Consider the following 15,750-nt stretch of genomic DNA (forward strand, 5'->3'; position numbering starts at 1 on the left):
TTATTCCTCAATTTTACCGCCAGCAGCTTCGATAGCAGCACGAGCACCTTTAGTAACACGCAGGCCACGAACAGTTACCGGAGTAGAAACTTCACCAGCCAGGATCACTTTCGCGAACTCGATCTGGATACCGATAATGTTTGCTGCTTTCAGCGTGTTCAGGTCTACAACGCCGCCTTCAACTTTCGCCAGGTCAGACAGACGGATTTCCGCCGTGATCGCTGCTTTGCGAGAGGTGAAGCCGAACTTCGGCAGACGACGGTACAGTGGCATCTGGCCACCCTCGAAACCGCGACGTACGCCACCGCCAGAACGAGAGTTCTGACCTTTGTGACCACGACCACCGGTTTTGCCGAGGCCAGAACCGATACCACGACCCAGGCGTTTACCCGCCTTTTTAGAGCCTTCGGCCGGAGACAGAGTATTTAAACGCATCTCTTACTCCTCAACTTTAACCATGAAGTAAACCGCGTTGACCATACCACGAACAGCAGGAGTATCCTCGCGCTCAACGGTATGACCAATACGACGCAGACCCAGGCCAAGCAGCGTTGCCTTGTGTTTCGGCAGACGACCGATTGCACTGCGGGTTTGAGTGATTTTAATAGTCTTTGCCATGGTCAATTACCCCAGAATTTCTTCAACGGATTTACCACGCTTGGCAGCGACCATTTCTGGAGAATTCATATTTTCCAGGCCATCAATAGTTGCACGAACCACGTTGATCGGGTTGGTGGAACCATATGCTTTAGCCAGAACGTTATGAACCCCAGCAACTTCCAGAACGGCGCGCATTGCACCACCGGCGATGATACCGGTACCTTCTGAAGCTGGCTGCATGAATACACGAGAACCCGTGTGAACACCTTTAACTGGGTGCTGCAGGGTGCCGTTGTTCAGCGCGACGTTAATCATGTTGCGACGGGCTTTTTCCATCGCTTTCTGGATCGCTGCTGGAACTTCACGCGCTTTACCGTAACCAAAACCAACGCGACCGTTACCATCGCCTACTACAGTCAGAGCTGTGAAGGAGAAAATACGACCACCTTTAACGGTTTTAGATACGCGGTTTACCGCGATCAGCTTTTCCTGCAGTTCGCCAGCCTGTTTTTCGATGTGAGCCATCTTACACCTCTACCTTAGAACTGAAGGCCAGCTTCACGGGCAGCATCTGCCAGTGCCTGGACACGACCATGATATTGGAACCCGGAACGGTCAAAGGAAACATTGCTGATGCCTTTTTCCAGAGCGCGTTCAGCAACAGCTTTACCTACAGCTGCAGCGGCGTCTTTGTTACCGGTGTACTTCAATTGTTCTGAGATAGCTTTTTCTACAGTAGAAGCAGCTACCAGAACTTCAGAACCGTTCGGTGCAATTACCTGTGCGTAAATATGACGCGGGGTACGATGTACCACCAGGCGAGTTGCACCCAGCTCTTTGAGCTTGCGGCGTGCGCGGGTCGCACGACGGATACGAGCAGATTTCTTATCCATAGTGTTACCTTACTTCTTCTTAGCCTCTTTGGTACGCACGACTTCGTCGGCGTAACGAACACCCTTGCCTTTGTAAGGCTCAGGACGACGGTAGGCGCGCAGATCTGCTGCAACCTGACCGATCAGCTGTTTATCAGCGCCTTTCAGCACGATTTCAGTCTGAGTCGGGCATTCTGCAGTGATACCGGCCGGCAGCGGATGCTCAACAGGGTGTGAGAAGCCCAGAGACAGGCCTACTGCATTCCCTTTGATAGCTGCACGATAACCTACACCAACCAGCTGAAGCTTTTTAGTGAAGCCTTCGGTAACACCAACAACCATTGAGTTCAGCAGGGCACGCGCGGTACCAGCCTGAGCCCAACCATCCACGAAACCATCACGTGGACCGAAGGTCAGAGCGTTATCTGCATGTTTAACTTCAACAGCTTTGTTGAGGGTACGAGTCAGCTCGCCGTTTTTACCTTTGATCGTAATAACCTGACCGTCGATTTTTACATCAACGCCGGCAGGAATAACGACCGGTGCTTTAGCAACACGAGACATTCTTTCCTCCGATTAGGCTACGTAGCAGATAATTTCGCCACCAAGACCAGCCTGGCGCGCTGCACGATCAGTCATAACACCTTTAGAGGTAGAAACAACTGCGATACCAAGACCAGCCATAACTTTTGGCAGCTCATCTTTTTTCTTATAGATGCGCAGGCCTGGGCGGCTGACACGCTGAATGCTTTCTACAACAGCTTTACCCTGGAAATACTTGAGAGTAAGTTCCAGTTCCGGCTTGGTGTCGCCTTCAACTTTAAAATCTTCGATAAAACCTTCTTCCTTCAGCACGTTGGCAATTGCCACTTTCAGCTTGGCGGAAGGCATGGTGACCGCAACTTTGTTCGCGGCCTGACCGTTACGGATACGGGTCAGCATATCCGCGATCGGATCTTGCATGCTCATCTGTCTTTACTCCCGTGATTCAATTGGTAATTACCAGCTAGCCTTTTTCAAGCCTGGCACTTCACCGCGCATGGCGGCTTCACGCAGTTTGATACGGCTCAACCCAAACTTGCCCACATAACCATGTGGACGACCTGTTTGACGACAGCGGTTACGCTGACGAGACGGGCTGGAATCACGCGGCAGAGACTGCAGCTTGAGAACCGCATTCCAACGATCTTCGTCGGAAGCGTTCACATCAGAAATGATCGCTTTCAGTTCAGCGCGTTTAGCGAAGAATTTATCAGCTAAAGCTACGCGCTTTACTTCGCGTGCTTTCATTGATTGCTTAGCCATTCAGTAACCCTACCTTACTTGCGGAACGGGAAGTCAAAGGCAGCCAGCAGAGCACGGCCTTCTTCATCAGATTTCGCAGTAGTGGTAATGGTAATATCCAAACCACGCACGCGGTCGACTTTATCGTAGTCGATTTCTGGGAAGATGATCTGCTCACGGACACCCATGCTGTAGTTACCACGACCGTCGAAAGACTTAGCGGACAAGCCACGGAAGTCACGGATACGTGGAACAGCAATAGTGATCAGGCGCTCAAAGAACTCCCACATGCGTTCGCCACGCAGAGTTACTTTACAGCCGATCGGATAGCCCTGACGGATTTTGAAGCCTGCAACAGATTTGCGTGCTTTGGTGATCAGCGGTTTTTGACCGGAGATTGCTGTCAGGTCAGCTGCTGCGTTATCCAGCAGTTTCTTGTCAGCGATCGCTTCACCAACACCCATGTTCAGGGTGATCTTCTCGACCCGAGGGACTTGCATGACAGAATTGTAGTTAAACTCGGTCATGAGTTTCTTAACTACTTCGTCTTTGTAGTAATCATGCAGTTTCGCCATCGTACTACTCCAAATTACTTGATAGTTTCGCTGTTAGACTTGAAGAAACGGACTTTTTTACCGTCTTCGAATCTAAAGCCTACACGGTCAGCCTTGCCGGTAGCCGCATTGAAGATTGCAACGTTAGAAACCTGAATAGCAGCTTCTTTTTCAACGATGCCACCTGGTTGGTTCAGGGCCGGAACCGGCTTCTGATGTTTCTTAACCAGGTTGATACCTTCAACGACAAGTTTGCCGGAAGACAGAACATTTTTTACTTTACCGCGTTTACCTTTATCTTTACCGGTTAACACGATAACTTCGTCATCACGACGGATTTTCGCTGCCATGATTCGCTCCTTAGAGTACTTCTGGTGCCAGAGAGATAATTTTCATGAACTTCTCAGTACGAAGTTCACGAGTTACCGGCCCAAAGATACGCGTGCCGATAGGCTGCTCGCTGTTATTGTTTAAAATAACGCATGCATTACCATCGAAGCGAATGACAGAACCGTCAGGGCGACGAACACCCTTCTTGGTGCGCACCACTACCGCCTTCAGCACATCACCTTTTTTGACCTTACCACGTGGAATTGCTTCTTTGATGGTGATCTTGATGATGTCGCCTACGCCTGCGTAGCGACGGTGCGAGCCACCCAGAACCTTGATACACATTACGCGACGTGCACCGGAGTTGTCGGCGACGTTCAGCATAGTCTGTTCTTGGATCATTTTAGTGCTCCGCTAATGTCAACTACTACCTGAGACTCTAAAATCAGAGCCGTTAAAAAGCCCCATATCGAGGGCGCGGCATTATAACACCGCTTCTGCAATATGGGTAGAAAAAATAAACGGCTCATCGCTGAGCCGTTTATTCGTATTGAGAAGGCGTACTGTATTACAGAACCGCTTTCTCTACAACGCGAACCAGCGTCCAGGACTTAGTCTTGGACAGTGGACGGCATTCACGGATTTCAACCTTGTCGCCGATACCACATTCGTTGTTCTCGTCATGTACGTGCAGTTTGGTCGTACGCTTGATGAATTTACCGTAGATCGGGTGTTTCACAATACGTTCGATAGCTACAACAATGGATTTCTCCATTTTGTCGCTAACAACACGACCTTGCAGAGTACGGATTTTATCGGTCATTACGCACCCGCCTTCTGAGTCAGTAAAGTCTTAACGCGTGCAACATTGCGACGCACTTGCTTCAGCAGGTGAGTCTGTTGCAGCTGGCCACTTGCAGCCTGCATACGCAGGTTGAACTGCTCACGCAGCAGGTTCAGCAGCTCAGCGTTCAGCTCTTCAACGCTTTTTTCACGCAGCTCTTTTGCTTTCATTACATCACCGTCTTAGTTACAAAGGTGGTTTTGATAGGCAGTTTCGCTGCTGCCAGGCCGAAGGCTTCACGGGCCAGCTCTTCCGGAACACCGTCCATTTCATACAGGACTTTGCCCGGTTGGATCAAGGCAACCCAGTACTCCACGTTACCTTTACCTTTACCCATACGAACTTCCAGCGGCTTCTCGGTGATCGGTTTGTCCGGGAATACACGGATCCAGATCTTACCTTGACGCTTAACTGCACGGGTCATTGCACGACGTGCTGCTTCGATCTGACGTGCAGTCAGACGACCACGGCCAACAGCTTTCAGACCGAAAGTGCCGAAGCTAACATCCGTACCCTGCGCCAGACCACGGTTGCGGCCTTTGTGCACTTTACGGAATTTTGTACGCTTTGGTTGTAACATCAGCGACGCTCCTTATTTACGGCCTTTACGCTGCTGCTTTTTAGGTTGAGCAGCCGGTTTTTCCGGTTGTTCAACAGCAGCCATACCACCCAGGATCTCACCTTTGAAGATCCATACCTTAACGCCGATTACACCGTAAGTGGTGTGCGCTTCAGAAGTGTTGTAGTCGATGTCAGCACGCAGAGTGTGCAGCGGTACGCGACCTTCACGGTACCATTCGGTACGTGCGATTTCCGCGCCGCCCAGACGGCCGCTAACTTCAACTTTGATACCTTTAGCGCCCAGACGCATTGCGTTCTGTACAGCACGCTTCATAGCACGACGGAACATAACACGACGTTCCAGCTGTGAAGTGATGCTGTCAGCAACCAATTTAGCGTCCAGTTCAGGCTTACGAACTTCAGCGATATTGATCTGTGCAGGAACGCCAGCGATATCCGCTACGACCTTGCGCAGTTTTTCTACGTCTTCGCCTTTCTTACCGATAACGATGCCAGGACGAGCAGTGTGAATAGTCACACGGATGCTCTTCGCTGGACGCTCGATAACGATACGAGATACAGACGCTTTAGCCAGTTCCTTAGTCAGGTACTGACGTACTTTAAAATCGCTGTCCAGGTTGTCAGCGAATTCTTTGGTGTTCGCAAACCAGGTAGAGTTCCATGGTTTTACAATACCCAGGCGAATACCATTAGGATGTACTTTCTGACCCATTGCTAGTCTCCAGAGTCTCAGCGATCGGACACAACCACAGTAATGTGGCTGGTGCGCTTCAGGATGCGATCTGCACGACCTTTCGCACGCGGCATAATGCGCTTCATGCTTGGGCCTTCATCTACGAAAATTTTCGCGACTTTCAGATCGTCGATGTCAGCGCCATCGTTGTGTTCAGCGTTAGCAATGGCAGATTCCAGTACTTTCTTGACCAATACCGCAGCTTTCTTGTTGGTATAGGTCAGGATGTCCAGGGCCTGCGACACTTTCTTACCGCGAATCAGGTCAGCAACAAGGCGAACCTTCTGTGCAGAAGAACGAGCATGGCGATGTTGAGCTAAAGTTTCCATCTCTTCCTCCTACCTTATTTCTTCTTCGCTTTTTTATCAGCAGCGTGGCCGCGATAAGTACGAGTCGGTGCGAATTCACCCAGTTTGTGACCAACCATTTCGTCGGTAACAAAGACTGGAACGTGCTGACGACCATTATGGACAGCGATGGTCAAACCGATCATGTTAGGAAAGATCGTTGAACGACGGGACCAAGTGCGCAGGGGCTTCTTGTCTCCGCTTTCCACCGCTTTCTCTACCTTCTTCAGCAAGTGCAGGTCAATAAAAGGACCTTTCTTGAGAGAACGTGGCATGGCTTATCCTCTAAAATTATTTGCTACGGCGACGTACGATAAATTTATCAGTACGCTTGTTGCTGCGGGTCTTCTTACCTTTGGTCTGAACGCCCCACGGAGATACCGGGTGCTTACCAAAGTTACGACCTTCACCACCACCATGTGGGTGGTCGACTGGGTTCATCGCAGTACCGCGAACGGTAGGACGAACACCACGCCAGCGTGCAGCACCTGCTTTACCCAGAACGCGCAGCATATGCTCAGCATTGCCAACTTCGCCCAGAGTAGCGCGGCAGTCTGCTTCGACTTTACGCATTTCACCAGAACGCAGACGCAGGGTGACATAAGCACCATCACGCGCAACGATCTGAACGTAAGTACCCGCGGAACGCGCCAGCTGACCGCCTTTACCTGGTTTCATTTCTACGTTATGAACGGTAGAACCAACCGGGATATTGCGCATCGGCAGGGTGTTGCCTGCTTTGATTGCAGCATCAACGCCAGACTGAATCTGGTCGCCAGCTTTCAGGCCTTTAGGGGCCAGGATGTAACGGCGTTCGCCGTCTTTGTACAGAACCAGCGCGATGTTCGCGGAACGGTTCGGATCGTACTCAAGACGTTCAACAACTGCTGGGATACCGTCTTTGTTGCGTTTGAAGTCAACAATACGATAAGCCTGCTTGTGGCCACCACCGATGTGACGAGTGGTGATACGGCCATTGTTGTTACGACCACCGGATTTGCTGTTTTTTTCCAGCAACGGAGCAAAAGGTTTGCCCTTGTGCAGCTCAGGGTTAACCACTTTAACTACGTGGCGACGACCCGGAGATGTCGGTTTACATTTAACAACTGCCATTGTATTACTCCTCCGACTTACTCAGCGCCGCCAACGAAGTCCAGATTCTGGCCTTCTTTCAGGGTGACGTAAGCTTTTTTCCAGTCGCTACGACGACCGATACGCTGTCCGTGACGTTTAACTTTCCCTTTAACTACCAGGGTGTTAACGACTTCGACTTCGACTTCAAACAGTTTCTGCACAGCAGCTTTGATCTCTGCTTTGGTCGCGTCTTTAGCAACTTTGAGAACGATGGTGTTTGTTTTTTCCATCGCAGTAGACGCTTTTTCAGAAACGTGCGGTGCGCGAAGCACCTTCAGCAGACGTTCTTCACGAATCATGCCAGCATCTCCTCAACTTGCTTAACAGCATCAGCAGTCATTACGACTTTGTCGAAGGCGATCAGGCTAACCGGGTCGATACCAGTCGCATCGCGTACGTCAACCTTGTGCAGGTTACGTGCGGCCAGGAACAGGTTCTCGTCCAGCTCACCGGTGATGATCAGCACATCTTCCAGAGCCATGTCTTTCAGTTTCTGTGCCAGCAGCTTAGTTTTAGGCGCTTCAACAGAGAACTTCTCGACAACGATCAGACGATCCTGACGTACCAGTTCGGACAGGATGCTTTTCAGCGCGCCGCGGTACATCTTTTTGTTAACTTTTTGACTGTGGTCCTGTGGACGCGCAGCGAAGGTCACGCCACCTGAACGCCAGATCGGGCTCTTGATAGAACCTGAACGCGCACGGCCGGTACCTTTCTGGCGCCATGGCTTTTTGCCAGAACCAGTTACTTCAGCACGAGTCTTCTGAGCACGAGTACCCTGACGAGCACCAGCTGCATAAGCAACAACAACCTGGTGAACCAGCGCTTCGTTGAAATCACGACCGAAGGTAGTTTCGGAAACAGTCAGCGCGCTCTGCGCGTCTTTCAATACTAATTCCATTGCTATCCCCTTACGCCTTCACAGCTGGTTTAACGATCAGGTCGCTACCGGTTGCACCCGGGACCGCACCTTTAACCAGCAGCAGGTTGCGCTCAGCGTCAACACGTACTACGTCCAGGCTCTGAACGGTTACACGTTCGTTACCCAGCTGACCTGCCATTTTCTTGCCTTTGAACACTTTGCCCGGAGTCTGGTTCTGACCGATAGAACCCGGAACGCGGTGAGACAAGGAGTTACCGTGGGTAGCGTCCTGGGTACGGAAGTTCCAGCGCTTAACGGTACCAGCAAAACCTTTACCTTTAGAGGTACCGGTTACGTCAACTTTTTTAACGTCAGCAAACAGCTCAACGCTAATGTCCTGACCTACGGTGAACTCTTCGCCTTCAGCAAGACGGAATTCCCACAGACCACGGCCAGCTTCTACGCCAGCTTTAGCGAAGTGACCCGCTTCTGGTTTGGTTACACGGTTAGCTTTTTTAGCACCAGTGGTAACCTGAATAGCGCGGTAGCCATCGTTAGCCAGATCTTTAACCTGAGTAACGCGGTTTGCTTCAACTTCGATTACGGTTACTGGGATAGAAACGCCATCTTCAGTGAAGATGCGGGTCATACCCACTTTTTTACCGACTAAACCAATCATTGTTTCAACCTCTCAATCGCTCGATGACCTGATTAACCCAGGCTGATCTGCACGTCTACACCGGCAGCCAGATCCAGACGCATCAGAGCATCAACGGTTTTCTCAGTTGGCTCAACGATGTCAACCAGACGCTTGTGAGTGCGGATTTCGTACTGATCGCGCGCGTCTTTGTTAACGTGCGGAGAAATCAGAACGGTGAAGCGCTCTTTGCGGGTCGGCAGCGGGATCGGACCACGGACTTGCGCACCAGTGCGCTTAGCAGTCTCGACGATTTCCGCGGTTGATTGATCGATCAGACGATGATCAAACGCTTTAAGGCGGATACGGATTCTTTGGTTCTGCATGAGACCAGAGCTCCAATTATTTTATAAACGAAAATGATTACTCCTCAAACCCATTACGATTGATGGGAGAGTGTAACCGTTCTTACGTAGCTCCCCAATTGGGAGCATTGTTGAGTAACAAAATGAGCTACTCTGGTTCTGATTGAACCCGCCGTCAATTACGACAAGCCCGCGCATTATACGTAAATCTGGGCAAGACGCAAGTGCCGTTTAGAAATTAAGCGCCAATGTCGCAGGGTGTGTAAGAGCGCGCAACGTTTTATGCAATGTATTCTGCGGCGATGCTTTGTTTCGAGCCGCTACGCATCTCCGTTTTTTGTGCATTGCCGGACAGGCCGATTATAACGACTATGCGCTCAAACCCGTTTGAGGCCTTTTACATGCTAACCACCCTCCCCTTTCTGCTGATCTATCTTTCACTGACTGCCTTACTGGTACATGCCGATATTCGCTACGGTCTGCTTCCCGATAAATTTCTCTGCCCGCTGCTATGGGCGGGGCTGCTCTTCCAGCTTTGTATCCAACCTGATTTTCTGCCGAGTGCGGTGGCGGGTGCGATGGCCGGATATATTGCCTTTGCCGTTATTTACTGGGGCTATTGGTTTATCTGCCGGCGTGAAGGAATGGGATATGGTGATGTGAAGTACCTGGCGGCACTGGGTGCATGGCATGGCTGGTGCGTACTGCCTGCGCTGGCGTTGCTCGCGGCGCTGATGGCGCTTCTTTGTATTCTTGTTTTTTCGGTAATCCGCCCTGATAAGAAGGCAATAAAAAACCCGCTGCCTTTTGGGCCATTTCTGGCAGCAGCGGGTTTATGCGTAGGCTGGAAGACGTTGGTTATTCTTCCACTTTAATCTGTGACTGAAGATAGTTTTGCAGGCCGATTTTAGCAATGAGATCCAGCTCTGTTTCCAGCCAGTCAATATGCCCTTCTTCATCGGCCAGGATCTGAATCATCATATCTCGGCTGACGTAGTCATGTACGCTGTCAGCATAGGCAATGGCTTCACGGAGATCTTTGGCACCTTCAAGTTCTAGCCTGAGGTCGGAACGCAGCATCTCTTCGACATCTTCTCCGATGCCCAGCTTGCCGAGATCCTGCAGGTTTGGAATGCCTTCAAGGAATAAAATACGCTCGATATATTTATCAGCGTGTTTCATCTCATCGATAGATTCATGGTACTCAACGTCGTTTAAACGTTTGAGTCCCCAGTTTTTGAACATTCTCGCGTGAAGAAAATACTGGTTGATTGCGACAAGCTCATTTCCCAATAATTTATTGAGATAACTTATGATTTTAACATCACCTTTCATTATATAGTCCCTCCGCTTCCACTCATTGAAGCGTAGATCGGGCTACAGGGATGTCAAAGAAAAGATGGGCGCTTACGCGATCTCTTTGTATTCCGGGATCTGCATCAGCTCGTCCTGCATGATCTCTCGCGCAGCACGTACGCATTTACCGCATTGATTTCCCACCGGAACAAATTTGCGAAGCTGCTGGAATGACTGGGGCTGAAACTGGCGAACGGCCTGACGTATTTTTTTGTCGCTTACACCATTACATAAACAAACGTACATAGAAACTCCCGTTCAAATTATGCGCAAAGTGTAAGTGAGAATGGTTATGATTACAATAGCACAAACGCCAGAATGCGGGGCGGGAGCAGGCAAAAAATGCGAAATTTTGTGACGACGCCTGAGCGGTAGAAAACAAAAAAGGACGCCGAAGCGTCCTTTTTTAATTCAGGGATAATTAATTAGCCCAGAACTTTAGCAACAACGCCCGCGCCAACGGTACGGCCGCCTTCACGGATTGCGAAACGCAGACCGTCGTCCATCGCGATTGGGTGGATCAGCGTCACAACCATCTTGATGTTGTCGCCTGGCATTACCATCTCAACGCCTTCTGGCAGTTCGATGGTACCGGTCACGTCAGTAGTACGGAAGTAGAACTGTGGACGGTAGCCTTTGAAGAACGGAGTATGACGGCCGCCTTCGTCTTTGGACAGGATGTACACTTCAGATTCGAACTTGGTGTGTGGCTTGATTGAGCCTGGCTTCGCCAGAACCTGACCACGTTCGATTTCTTCACGTTTGATACCACGCAGCAGAACACCAACGTTCTCACCAGCACGGCCTTCGTCCAGCAGTTTGCGGAACATTTCAACGCCAGTACAGGTAGACTTCGCAGTCTCTTTGATACCAACGATTTCAACTTCTTCACCAACTTTGATGATACCGCGCTCTACACGACCGGTAACAACGGTACCACGACCGGAGATGGAGAATACGTCTTCGATTGGCAGCAGGAATGGCTTGTCAATCGCACGCTCTGGTTCTGGGATGTAAGAATCCAGGAAGCCAGCCAGTTCGATGATTTTCGCTTCCCACTCAGCTTCGCCTTCCAGCGCTTTCAGAGCAGAACCACGAACGATTGGAGTATCGTCGCCTGGGAAATCGTACTGAGACAGCAGTTCACGAACTTCCATCTCTACCAGTTCCAGCAGCTCTTCGTCATCAACCATGTCGCATTTGTTCAGGAACACGATGATGAAAGGAACGCCTACCTGACGACCCAGCAGGATGTGCTCACGAGTCTGAGGCATTGGGCCGTCAGTCGCAGCAACAACCAGGATCGCGCCGTCCATCTGCGCAGCACCGGTGATCATGTTTTTAACATAGTCGGCGTGGCCTGGGCAGTCTACGTGTGCGTAGTGGCGAGTCGGGGTGTCGTATTCAACGTGGGAAGTGTTGATGGTGATACCACGAGCTTTTTCTTCTGGTGCGTTATCGATCTGGTCGAATGCACGAGCAGAACCACCGTAGGTTTTAGCCAGAACGGTAGTGATTGCAGCAGTCAGGGTAGTTTTACCATGGTCAACGTGGCCGATAGTACCAACGTTGACGTGCGGTTTTGTACGTTCAAATTTTTCTTTAGACACGGCTATATTCCTTACTATAGTGCTCTCCCCTCTGGAGAGAGCACGGGACTTAGGTTTTAATCCTGTGGATTACTTACCCCGGGCTTCAATAACGGCCTGAGCAACGTTGTTAGGCGCATCATCATACTTCAGGAATTCCATGGTGTATGATGCACGACCTTTGGTCAGAGAACGCAGCTGAGTTGCATATCCGAACATTTCAGACAGCGGAACTTCAGCGTGGATCTTAACGCCAGTTACTTCGGATTCCTGACCACGCAGCATACCGCGACGACGGCTCAAGTCACCGATAACGTCACCGGTGTTCTCTTCAGGAGTTTCTACTTCAACCTTCATGATTGGCTCAAGCAGAACTGGTTTTGCTTTCTTAAAGCCTTCTTTAAAGGCAATAGACGCAGCCAGTTTAAACGCCAGTTCAGAGGAGTCAACGTCGTGGTAAGAACCGAAGTGCAGACGGATACCCATGTCAACAACCGGATAGCCAGCCAGAGGGCCCGCTTTCAGCTGTTCCTGGATGCCTTTATCAACGGCTGGGATGTATTCGCCAGGAATTACACCACCTTTGATGTCGTTGATGAACTCGTAACCTTTCGGGTTAGAGCCCGGCTCCAGTGGGTACATGTCGATCACAACGTGACCGTACTGACCGCGACCACCAGACTGCTTAGCGTGTTTACCTTCAATATCGGTAACTTTCGCGCGAATCGCTTCGCGGTAAGCAACCTGAGGTTTACCCACGTTCGCTTCAACGTTGAATTCACGCTTCATACGGTCAACGATGATGTCCAGGTGCAGTTCACCCATACCAGCGATGATGGTCTGGTTAGATTCTTCATCAGTCCATACGCGGAATGATGGGTCTTCTTTCGCCAGACGGCCCAGAGCCAGACCCATTTTTTCCTGGTCAGCTTTGGTTTTTGGTTCAACTGCGATGGAGATTACCGGCTCTGGGAATTCCATACGCTCCAGAATGATCGGGTGATCCGGGTCACACAGGGTGTCACCAGTGGTCACGTCTTTCAGACCGATAGCTGCAGCGATGTCGCCCGCACGAACTTCTTTGATCTCTTCACGTTTGTTAGCGTGCATCTGTACGATACGGCCAAAACGCTCACGCGCCGCTTTCACGGAGTTCAGGATGGTGTCACCGGAGTTAACCACACCAGAGTAAACGCGGAAGAAGGTCAGGTTACCCACGAATGGGTCGGTAGCAATTTTGAACGCCAGTGCAGAGAATGGCTCTTCGTCGCTTGCGTGACGCTCAGCCGGGGTATCTTTACCGTCGTCCAGGATGCCGTTGATCGCAGGAACGTCAACCGGGGATGGCAGGTAGTCAACTACCGCATCCAGCATCGCCTGTACACCTTTGTTCTTGAACGCAGAACCACAGGTTACCAGGATGATTTCGTTGTTCAGAACGCGCTGACGCAGAGCTTTTTTGATCTCTTCTTCAGTCAGTTCTTCACCACCCAGGTATTTCTCCATCAGCTCTTCAGAAGCTTCAGCAGCGGATTCGATCAGGTTCTGGTGCCATTCGTCAGCCAGGTCCTGCATTGCAGCTGGGATATCTTCGTATTCGAAGGTAACGCCCTGGTCTGCATCGTTCCAGTTGATGGCTTTCATTTTCACCAGGTCGATAACGCCGGTGAAGCCTTCTTCAGCACCAATTGCCAGCTGCAGCGGAACAGGGTTCGCGCCCAGACGGGTTTTGATCTGACCAACAACTTTCAGGAAGTTAGCACCCATACGGTCCATTTTGTTAACGAACGCGATGCGTGGAACTTTATATTTGTTCGCCTGACGCCATACGGTTTCAGACTGTGGCTGAACACCACCAACTGCGCAATAAACCATTACCGCGCCGTCAAGAACACGCATGGAACGTTCTACTTCGATGGTGAAGTCAACGTGCCCTGGGGTGTCGATGATGTTTACGCGATGCGGTTCGTACTGCTTAGCCATACCTGACCAGAATGCAGTAGTCGCTGCGGAGGTGATAGTGATACCACGCTCCTGCTCCTGTTCCATCCAGTCCATGGTGGCTGCGCCGTCATGAACTTCACCGATTTTGTGGTTTACACCGGTGTAGAACAGAATACGTTCGGTAGTAGTGGTTTTACCGGCGTCGATGTGCGCACTGATACCGATGTTACGGTAGCGTGCGATGGGTGTTGTACGAGCCATTTGATTCCTCGTTTATATCTTTAGGCGTTCAGTTAAGTTACCCAGAGCGGGCGGCTTCTCTGAAGCGCCCGCCTGGTGACTAAGACTCCGAAGGGATTACCAACGGTAGTGTGCGAACGCCTTGTTGGCTTCTGCCATACGGTGAACGTCTTCACGTTTCTTAACTGCAGTACCTTTGTTGTCTGCAGCATCAGAAAGTTCGTTCGCCAGACGCAGAGCCATGGATTTATCACCGCGTTTACGAGCAGCTTCAACGATCCAACGCATTGCCAGGGCATTACGACGAACCGGACGAACTTCAACTGGAACCTGATAAGTAGAACCACCAACGCGGCGGGACTTAACTTCTACAGTTGGGCGAACGTTGTCGAGAGCGACTTCGAAAGCTTCCAGTTCATTTTTACCAGAACGCTGAGCCAGGGTCTCCAGCGCGCTGTATACGATTGCTTCTGCAGTAGATTTTTTACCATCTACCATCAGGATATTTACAAATTTTGCCAGCAGTTCTGATCCGAATTTCGGATCTGGAAGAATTTTACGCTGACCAATGACGCGACGACGTGGCATGGGAATACTCCGTTGTTAATTCAGGATTGTCCAAAACTCAAAGAGTTTAGTATGACATTAAGATAAATCAGTTTGGCCTTACTTAACGGAGAACCATTAAGCCTTAGGACGCTTCACGCCGTACTTGGAGCGAGCCTGCTTACGGTCTTTAACACCTGAGCAGTCCAGCGCACCACGAACGGTGTGGTAACGAACACCCGGAAGGTCTTTAACACGACCGCCACGGATCAGGATCACGGAGTGCTCCTGCAGGTTGTGACCTTCACCACCGATGTAGGAAGTCACTTCGAAACCGTTAGTCAAACGCACACGGCATACTTTACGCAGTGCGGAGTTTGGTTTTTTAGGAGTGGTGGTATATACACGAGTACATACACCACGTTTCTGCGGGCAGGCTTCCAGCGCAGGCACGTTGCTTTTCGCAACTTTGCGTGCACGTGGTTTGCGTACCAGCTGGTTAACTGTTGCCATTAAATAGCTCCTGGTTTTAGCTTTTGCTTCGTAAACACGTAATAAAACGACCTCATACAATATGAGGACGCGAAATTTTAGGGCTACGTCGAAAAGGTGTCAAGAAATATACAGCGATCTCAAATCACCAGTTCATTTGACTGGCGTGCGTCACAGTAAGATTGACGAAATCAGTATAGCCAACCACGTCAATTTTGGCTGAAATTTGACCAGAAAGACCCCGCGCATCCAGATCGTCTTTCAGCGCAGAAACTGTTATGGGGGCATTCGTGAGCATTTCAACGAAGCGACTGCCTTCAAGTGCGGCAAGCACGCCGTCCTGAATCAGCAGCAGGTCATCACCGTCGCGCAGCATACTCAGTAACGCGTCGATATCACATTGCCATGGTGAATGGCTCAGAGTATGGAGCATGGCAGC

General features: G+C 50.5%; 29 protein-coding genes. 1 reads left to right on the top strand and 28 read right to left on the bottom strand.

The genetic code is table 11. The features are described from left to right. The 21 genes from rplO to rpsJ all read right to left on the bottom strand — a co-directional run bounded on the left by rplO (position 1) and on the right by rpsJ (position 9,165). The gene (gene rplO / locus PI91_RS22265; protein WP_003863304.1) at positions 1-435 is read right to left on the bottom strand and encodes a 50S ribosomal protein L15; all 435 of its coding nucleotides are present in this window, start codon (positions 433-435) and stop codon (positions 1-3) included. Positions 436-438: 3 nt separating this feature from the next. Continuing rightward, entirely contained in the window at positions 439-618 is a 180-nt protein-coding gene (gene rpmD, locus PI91_RS22270) for a 50S ribosomal protein L30 (protein ID WP_003863301.1), read from the bottom strand. A 6-nt stretch (positions 619-624) separates the two neighbouring features. After that, the gene (gene rpsE / locus PI91_RS22275; RefSeq protein ID WP_003863299.1) at positions 625-1,125 is read right to left on the bottom strand and encodes a 30S ribosomal protein S5; all 501 of its coding nucleotides are present in this window, start codon (positions 1,123-1,125) and stop codon (positions 625-627) included. 14 nt (positions 1,126-1,139) lie between these two features. Next, positions 1,140-1,493: a 50S ribosomal protein L18 gene (gene rplR / locus PI91_RS22280; protein WP_003863297.1), complete on the bottom strand. Its 354-nt coding sequence runs from the start codon at positions 1,491-1,493 to the stop codon at positions 1,140-1,142. A gap of 9 nt (positions 1,494-1,502) precedes the next feature. Beyond that, positions 1,503-2,036 carry a 50S ribosomal protein L6 gene (gene rplF / locus PI91_RS22285; protein WP_003863296.1) on the bottom strand — a complete coding sequence of 178 codons (534 nt, stop codon included), beginning with the start codon at positions 2,034-2,036 and terminating at the stop codon, positions 1,503-1,505. Positions 2,037-2,048: 12 nt separating this feature from the next. Continuing rightward, positions 2,049-2,441, bottom strand: a complete 393-nt coding sequence (gene rpsH / locus PI91_RS22290; protein WP_006178918.1) for a 30S ribosomal protein S8 — start codon at positions 2,439-2,441, stop codon at positions 2,049-2,051. A gap of 30 nt (positions 2,442-2,471) precedes the next feature. Continuing rightward, positions 2,472-2,777, bottom strand: a complete 306-nt coding sequence (gene rpsN, locus PI91_RS22295) for a 30S ribosomal protein S14 (protein WP_003863291.1) — start codon at positions 2,775-2,777, stop codon at positions 2,472-2,474. Between the two features lie 14 nt (positions 2,778-2,791). Continuing rightward, the gene (gene rplE, locus PI91_RS22300; RefSeq protein WP_001096202.1) at positions 2,792-3,331 is read right to left on the bottom strand and encodes a 50S ribosomal protein L5; all 540 of its coding nucleotides are present in this window, start codon (positions 3,329-3,331) and stop codon (positions 2,792-2,794) included. Between the two features lie 14 nt (positions 3,332-3,345). After that, positions 3,346-3,660, bottom strand: a complete 315-nt coding sequence (gene rplX, locus PI91_RS22305) for a 50S ribosomal protein L24 (protein WP_003863287.1) — start codon at positions 3,658-3,660, stop codon at positions 3,346-3,348. Positions 3,661-3,670: 10 nt separating this feature from the next. Continuing rightward, positions 3,671-4,042 (bottom strand): 50S ribosomal protein L14, encoded by a 372-nt coding sequence (gene rplN, locus PI91_RS22310; RefSeq protein WP_002919748.1) that lies wholly within the window; start codon positions 4,040-4,042, stop codon positions 3,671-3,673. A gap of 166 nt (positions 4,043-4,208) precedes the next feature. Then, positions 4,209-4,463: a 30S ribosomal protein S17 gene (rpsQ, locus tag PI91_RS22315; RefSeq protein WP_008503489.1), complete on the bottom strand. Its 255-nt coding sequence runs from the start codon at positions 4,461-4,463 to the stop codon at positions 4,209-4,211. Then, positions 4,463-4,654 (bottom strand): 50S ribosomal protein L29, encoded by a 192-nt coding sequence (gene rpmC / locus PI91_RS22320; protein ID WP_003863282.1) that lies wholly within the window; start codon positions 4,652-4,654, stop codon positions 4,463-4,465. The genes rpsQ and rpmC overlap by 1 nt, the downstream gene beginning before the upstream one ends. Then, positions 4,654-5,064, bottom strand: coding sequence for a 50S ribosomal protein L16 (gene rplP / locus PI91_RS22325; protein ID WP_002919759.1), 411 nt, complete (start codon positions 5,062-5,064; stop codon positions 4,654-4,656). The genes rpmC and rplP overlap by 1 nt, the downstream gene beginning before the upstream one ends. A 12-nt stretch (positions 5,065-5,076) precedes the next feature. Beyond that, positions 5,077-5,778 (bottom strand): 30S ribosomal protein S3, encoded by a 702-nt coding sequence (gene rpsC, locus PI91_RS22330; RefSeq protein WP_000529945.1) that lies wholly within the window; start codon positions 5,776-5,778, stop codon positions 5,077-5,079. Positions 5,779-5,795: 17 nt separating this feature from the next. Continuing rightward, positions 5,796-6,128, bottom strand: coding sequence for a 50S ribosomal protein L22 (rplV, locus tag PI91_RS22335; RefSeq protein WP_002919773.1), 333 nt, complete (start codon positions 6,126-6,128; stop codon positions 5,796-5,798). 14 nt (positions 6,129-6,142) lie between these two features. After that, positions 6,143-6,421 (bottom strand): 30S ribosomal protein S19, encoded by a 279-nt coding sequence (gene rpsS, locus PI91_RS22340; RefSeq protein WP_001138117.1) that lies wholly within the window; start codon positions 6,419-6,421, stop codon positions 6,143-6,145. Positions 6,422-6,437: 16 nt separating this feature from the next. Next, entirely contained in the window at positions 6,438-7,259 is an 822-nt protein-coding gene (gene rplB / locus PI91_RS22345) for a 50S ribosomal protein L2 (protein WP_008457150.1), read from the bottom strand. A 17-nt stretch (positions 7,260-7,276) separates the two neighbouring features. Further along, positions 7,277-7,579 carry a 50S ribosomal protein L23 gene (gene rplW, locus PI91_RS22350; protein ID WP_000617546.1) on the bottom strand — a complete coding sequence of 101 codons (303 nt, stop codon included), beginning with the start codon at positions 7,577-7,579 and terminating at the stop codon, positions 7,277-7,279. After that, complete coding sequence (gene rplD, locus PI91_RS22355; RefSeq protein ID WP_000424395.1) at positions 7,576-8,181, bottom strand: 50S ribosomal protein L4; 606 nt, start codon at positions 8,179-8,181, stop codon at positions 7,576-7,578. Before rplD ends, rplW begins: the two co-directional genes overlap by 4 nt. Before the next feature lie 10 nt (positions 8,182-8,191). After that, on the bottom strand, positions 8,192-8,821 hold the full coding sequence (gene rplC, locus PI91_RS22360; protein WP_003863274.1) for a 50S ribosomal protein L3: 630 nt from the start codon (positions 8,819-8,821) through the stop codon (positions 8,192-8,194). 32 nt (positions 8,822-8,853) lie between these two features. Continuing rightward, positions 8,854-9,165, bottom strand: coding sequence for a 30S ribosomal protein S10 (gene rpsJ / locus PI91_RS22365; protein WP_001181005.1), 312 nt, complete (start codon positions 9,163-9,165; stop codon positions 8,854-8,856). A gap of 380 nt (positions 9,166-9,545) precedes the next feature. On the opposite strand from rpsJ, the gene PI91_RS22370 reads away from it, so the two are divergent. Then, on the top strand, positions 9,546-10,019 hold the full coding sequence (locus PI91_RS22370) for an A24 family peptidase (protein ID WP_039267218.1): 474 nt from the start codon (positions 9,546-9,548) through the stop codon (positions 10,017-10,019). On the opposite strand, the gene bfr is transcribed toward PI91_RS22370, so the two are convergent. From bfr to tusB, 7 genes are all read right to left on the bottom strand, one after another. After that, positions 10,003-10,479, bottom strand: a complete 477-nt coding sequence (gene bfr, locus PI91_RS22375; RefSeq protein ID WP_008503492.1) for a bacterioferritin — start codon at positions 10,477-10,479, stop codon at positions 10,003-10,005. The genes PI91_RS22370 and bfr overlap by 17 nt on opposite strands. 72 nt (positions 10,480-10,551) lie before the next feature. Beyond that, complete coding sequence (bfd, locus tag PI91_RS22380; protein ID WP_008503493.1) at positions 10,552-10,746, bottom strand: bacterioferritin-associated ferredoxin; 195 nt, start codon at positions 10,744-10,746, stop codon at positions 10,552-10,554. A 179-nt stretch (positions 10,747-10,925) separates the two neighbouring features. After that, entirely contained in the window at positions 10,926-12,110 is a 1,185-nt protein-coding gene (gene tuf / locus PI91_RS22385; protein WP_014068448.1) for an elongation factor Tu, read from the bottom strand. Positions 12,111-12,179: 69 nt separating this feature from the next. Further along, the gene (gene fusA, locus PI91_RS22390; protein WP_021242224.1) at positions 12,180-14,294 is read right to left on the bottom strand and encodes an elongation factor G; all 2,115 of its coding nucleotides are present in this window, start codon (positions 14,292-14,294) and stop codon (positions 12,180-12,182) included. Between the two features lie 96 nt (positions 14,295-14,390). Then, entirely contained in the window at positions 14,391-14,861 is a 471-nt protein-coding gene (gene rpsG, locus PI91_RS22395; protein ID WP_004106370.1) for a 30S ribosomal protein S7, read from the bottom strand. A 96-nt stretch (positions 14,862-14,957) separates the two neighbouring features. Further along, on the bottom strand, positions 14,958-15,332 hold the full coding sequence (rpsL, locus tag PI91_RS22400) for a 30S ribosomal protein S12 (protein WP_000246815.1): 375 nt from the start codon (positions 15,330-15,332) through the stop codon (positions 14,958-14,960). 124 nt (positions 15,333-15,456) lie between these two features. Continuing rightward, on the bottom strand, positions 15,457-15,744 hold the full coding sequence (tusB, locus tag PI91_RS22405) for a sulfurtransferase complex subunit TusB (RefSeq protein WP_008503005.1): 288 nt from the start codon (positions 15,742-15,744) through the stop codon (positions 15,457-15,459). Positions 15,745-15,750 lie beyond the last annotated feature (6 nt).

This window comes from Enterobacter sp. FB, assembly GCF_000805795.1.
Taxonomy (GTDB): Bacteria; Pseudomonadota; Gammaproteobacteria; order Enterobacterales; family Enterobacteriaceae; genus Enterobacter; species Enterobacter roggenkampii.